Genomic DNA, 4,993 nt, shown 5'->3' with positions numbered 1-4,993 from the left:
CCGCCAGGCCCGAACCCGCCGTGACCGCAGCGACCGCAATCGCAATCACCGCACCCACTACGGGGTTTAAGCTTTCGCTTTTTTTGTCCCAGCTACTGTAAGCGTCCTTAACCTGATTCCACTGGACATCATTGCGGTTTTGAATATTTTTCAACCATTCGGTGCCGGGGGTGTTACCCAGTACTCCTAACGCGTCTTCCAGTAACTGCCCCTCTTTTACTTTCACATCCGCATTGATGCCTTTCGCCGCATCCACCGTCAGCGTACCGCCAACATGCACTGACGGGATTATCCAGGTCTCTTCACGATGACCTTTATCGCGCTGTGTAATAAAAAAGCCTTTTGATGTCGTGATGGTCTGCTCAAAATCAATATTGGGCATCGCCTTGAAGTTCACTTTCCCTGTCTGGCTGGTGATTTTCGCGTTTTTACTGGTCTCTATCCGACTCGCTTCCAATGTCACCTCATCTTTTGCCATCAGGTTAATATCACCCCCGGCCGTAAATTCCGTGACTTTGTTGGTCTTCTTGATTTGTACTCGATGTTCTGTTTTAGACCCAAACACTTTACACGACTTTATGGGGCCAAAACCTTTACAGCTTTTCTCTGTTTCTTCCCGTTTATAAACTTCTTCCATCGCTTGCGCATAGAGAAAACCACCTGTTGCCGCGATATCCATTACACCCTTGGCGATTAATTCCGTCGCCTGGAATAAAATACTGCCTTGGGAGCGAATCGTTAATGCGCCGCCACTATTCAGCCGGCTGGCGTGTTGCGTAAAGCGCTCAATATTCCCCTCGCGGATAAATTCTTGCCGCGATTCAAAACGAACATTTCCACCCGCGGAAAGCCGCATATCATTGCCGGATGTCAAGCTGGCCCCGGATGTCAGCAGGTTGCCTGCCGCAACTAATGTGAGATTTTGGGCCGCGTTGATGGCGCTGGCAGCATAAAGGTACTGTTTATCACCATCATTAATCGGCGAATATTTCCGGGCAGAGAACAGTAAATCCCGGCCAGCGTTAATCGATACATTTCCTTTAGTCGATGTTAATCTCGCGATACCCGCGATATCTTCCCCCGCACTGAGTTGCAGGTGATCACCCGCGGTAATTTGCGTACCTAATTCAGCGAATTTGTCTAATCCATCTAATTCGGATAAATAAAACAGGCTCTCTGGCGTATTAGGGCGAGAGATATCAATATCACGGCCCGCACTGAGCATGACTTGTTGCCCCGCCCGGATACCAGCTTGCCGCAACATTAAATCATTTCCCGCAAACAGATTAATATTGCCCGCAGCGTTCAATTGGCTTCGACTGGCATTCAGGTTACGACCCGCACTTAATGTCAGGTTTTGTGATTTATCCAACCGGGTACCGGAGAGATCCAGATCGTTGCCTGCTGAAATCCGCAAATGATTATCGGCCGAAATTGAGGCCAATAACTCATGAGACCGATTCCGTCCCATTTGGATGTCGCCTTCCCGCACCAGAAGTTCAACATTTTCTCCCTTTAACTCTGCCTGACGGGCGGTGATATCTTTGCCCGCAATTAAGGTCAGATTTTTATTTGCCGCTAATTTAACCCGGTCGGCATTAATTTCACTCCCCGCGTTTAATGTCATATTGTTGGCTTTATCGAACAAAAGATCCTGGATATTCAGTTCGTGTCCCGCAAACATCTGCACATTATTGCTGGCCGAAATACGCGAATCATGCCCGCCCATTTGAATGTTGCCTTCACGCGTGAGAAGCTCAATATTTTCCCCTTTCAGTTCAGTTTGACGGGCGGTGATACCTTTGCCCGCAATGAGGGTCAGATTTTTCTGTGCGGCCAATTTAACTTGGCTGGCATCAATTTCATGACCCGCGTTTAACGTTATCGTGTTTGATTTATCGAACAAAAGGTCATACAGATCCAGTTTGTGATCCGCCAATATCCGCAAATTGTTGCTGGCCGAAATACGCGAACCGTCCCCCCACATCCGAATGTCGCCTTCGCGTGTAAGCAGTTCAATATTTTCTCCCTTCAACCCGACTTGAAATGCCTCAATATCTTTGCCCGCAATCAAGGTCAGATTTCTCTTTGCCTCCAGTGTATTTTGGCGGGCATTTATTCCACGTTCAGCGATGACGGACAGATCATTGTCCGCCTTGAAGTATCCCATGCTGATAATTTCACCGGCATGAAGCAGAATATTTTTCGCCGAGATGAACGCAGTTCCGTTGAATTGATTAATAAAATCAGCCACCACATTCAGATCGGCTGAGAGTTTACCGTCCATCCCGCTGTTAAAATCGTGACCGGTTAAGATGAGATTTTTCTTCGCATGAAACTGGCTTTGGCTGTTATCCAGTTTTGTCGCATTGATATAAGCGTTCATTCCCGCAGAGACGCTGGCATTCCAAGCATTATTTAACGCTTTTGTGCGAATAATAATATCGCCGCTATGGGTTTTCAGCGTCGCTGAAGTGTTGTTAATTTCAGTGCTTAAGTTACCGCTCGCGTCTTTTTGCAACCAGAGATGGTTATTTGCCTGAATCAGTCCCTTATTCCGATTGTATAAATGGTCGATAAATAACCGCATGTCACCTTCTGCGATAATCTTACCGGTGTTGTTCAGCGTGTTCGCGGCAAGCGTGATATCTTTGCCTGCCTGTACATGACTCGGTTCCGCCGTTTTAATGCTTTTACTGCTAACGGTTATGTCTGTTTTAGCCTGCACATTTCCTAGCGTCACCTCTCCATCAGCGGTCAAACGGATGTCGCCTTGCGTTGCGGTCAGGTTGGTCAGGCTAACTTCCTTACCCGGTTCGGTACTCACCAGACGGATTTTATTAGCATACATTCCCCCCAATGATCCGGTATCAATCGCTTTCCAAGAGGTATCACCCTCGCCTGCAATAGGGACAAGGGTCCCGCGTTTGAAATCAATCCGGTTGGGGCCTTGTGTCAGTGTCAGGTTTTTCGCCTGCACTTTGCCGTTAAGTATCGCGGCCCGGCTGATAATATCGACATCATCCTGCGCCGTCGCATCCAGCCCCTTTTCATCAAAGGTTATGGCGCCTTTTTTCACCTCTAAAGCCGCTAATGCGCCCTCTTTATCAAACACCGGCTTACCCGTCGATAAGGTGACAGCCGGGGTATTGATAAAGCCACAGCCATTACAGGTTATGCCGTTCGGGTTGGCGATGAAGACAGCAGCTTTTTGCCCCACCACTTCCAACAGGCCCTGTAGATTTGAGGCTAAAGTCCCCACCACTTCATTAATAATCAACTCAGCCGATTTACCGTTAAAGTGAGGGTTTGCCCCAATTTGTCCCGCCAGTACGGATTGGGTAGCTTCGGTAGCGTTATTGAGCACCAGCCCGGCAGCCCCAATATTAAATTCCTGATAACGGTTATGTGAAATACCTCGAGAATTAGGCGCTGCAATATGGATAATAGGCAGGTTATTTCTCACGGCAATCCGCGTTCGTTTATCCGCCAGTTGAATCCCGGGTATTCCACCGGCTATTTCTGGGATATTGATGGTCAGTTGGGGGGCATTGCCTAATGCAAGATCAATCAACGCCGAAGTCACCGGGGTATATTTCCCGTCGGCTAAGCGCAACGCGGTACTATATTGGGCGACTGTGGTCGCGCCTTCTGCCGATAATGCTGTCTCCTTCATATTGCTGCCGGCAATCAAGGTTAAATTGTTGCCGGCAGTAACCTTGCCAATATTAATCGAACCACCACTGGTCAGGGTAATATCTTTCCCGGCGGTCAGGGAAATCCCATCCAAATTTATCCCCCATCCAGCGTGAAGATCAATATTCTCATCCGCTACCAAAGGCTGATTAGTATTAACCCAACCATTACCTGCTAAAAAGATATTTTTCGCCCGGTTAATTAGCGTATTTGAAAGCGATATTCCCTGTTCAGACAGAATATGTAATGTATTAACCGCAGAAATAGTAGATAGCGCCTGTGTGCCTGCCGTAGCGGAATTATCTCCTCCAGATGAAACATAAATACCACCACCGCTGGAGATTAAGGTAATGTCATGACCTGAAATATCAGTGCCACGCACCGTAAAACTGTTCTTTCCCTGTAGCAGAACCTGGTTCCCGGCGGTGACATTTCCCCCATTTAAAGACAAGGTTTTCGCTTTAATGGCGATATCACCGTCGGCGCCAATTCGTCCCCAATGCTGCAATGTGTCGGTTGTCAACATCAGATGCTGACCGGCTTGCATATGACTTTGTTTCGCCGTTTCAATGTCTTTACCGTTAACGGTGATATCCGTTTTAGCCTGTACATCCCCCAGAATCACCTTGCCATCCGCCGTCAGACTGATGTCGCCTTGGGTTGCCGTCAGGTTAGTCAGATTGACAGCCTTACCCGGCTCGGTACTCACCAGACGGATTTTATTGGCATACATTCCCCCCAATAACCCGGTATCAATCGCTTTCCAAGGGGTATAACCTTCCTCTGCAATAGGGACAAGGGTCCCGCGTTTGAAATCAATCCGGTTGGGGCCTTGTGTCAATGTCAGGTTTTTCGCCTGTAGTTTACCGTTAAGCTTAGTGGTCCGGCTGATGATATCGATAGAATCTTGCGCCGTCGCATCCAGCCCCTTTTCACCCAAGGTGATGGCGCCTTTTTTTACTTCCAGAGCCGCTAACGCGCCCTCTTTATCAAACACCGGTTTACCGGTCGATAAGGTGACAGCCGGGGTATTAACAAAACTACAGCCATTACAGGTAATGCCGTTCGGGTTGGCAATGAGGATATCGGCTTTTTGCCCTACGACTTCCAACAGCCCTTGCAAATTTGAGGCTAAGGCCCCCACGACTTCATTAATAATCAGCTCGGCTGATTTACCGTTGAAGTTAAGATTGGCGCCAATTTGCCCCGCCAACAGAGACTGCGTATTATGGGTCGCGTTATTAAATACTAATCCTGAGGTCCCAACATTAAATTCCTGATAACGGTTATGTGAAAC

The 4,993-nt window shown here is 48.0% G+C and carries 1 protein-coding gene; it reads right to left on the bottom strand.

The genetic code is table 11. The features are described 5' to 3' along the window. Positions 1–4,993, bottom strand: a 4,993-nt coding sequence (locus tag C6H66_RS24365) for a two-partner secretion domain-containing protein (RefSeq protein ID WP_146111127.1), incomplete at both ends; no start/stop codon positions are given.

Source organism: Photorhabdus hindustanensis (genome assembly GCF_002968995.1).
Taxonomy (GTDB): domain Bacteria; phylum Pseudomonadota; class Gammaproteobacteria; order Enterobacterales; family Enterobacteriaceae; genus Photorhabdus; species Photorhabdus akhurstii.
This window is presented reverse-complemented; position numbering and strand designations above follow the sequence as displayed.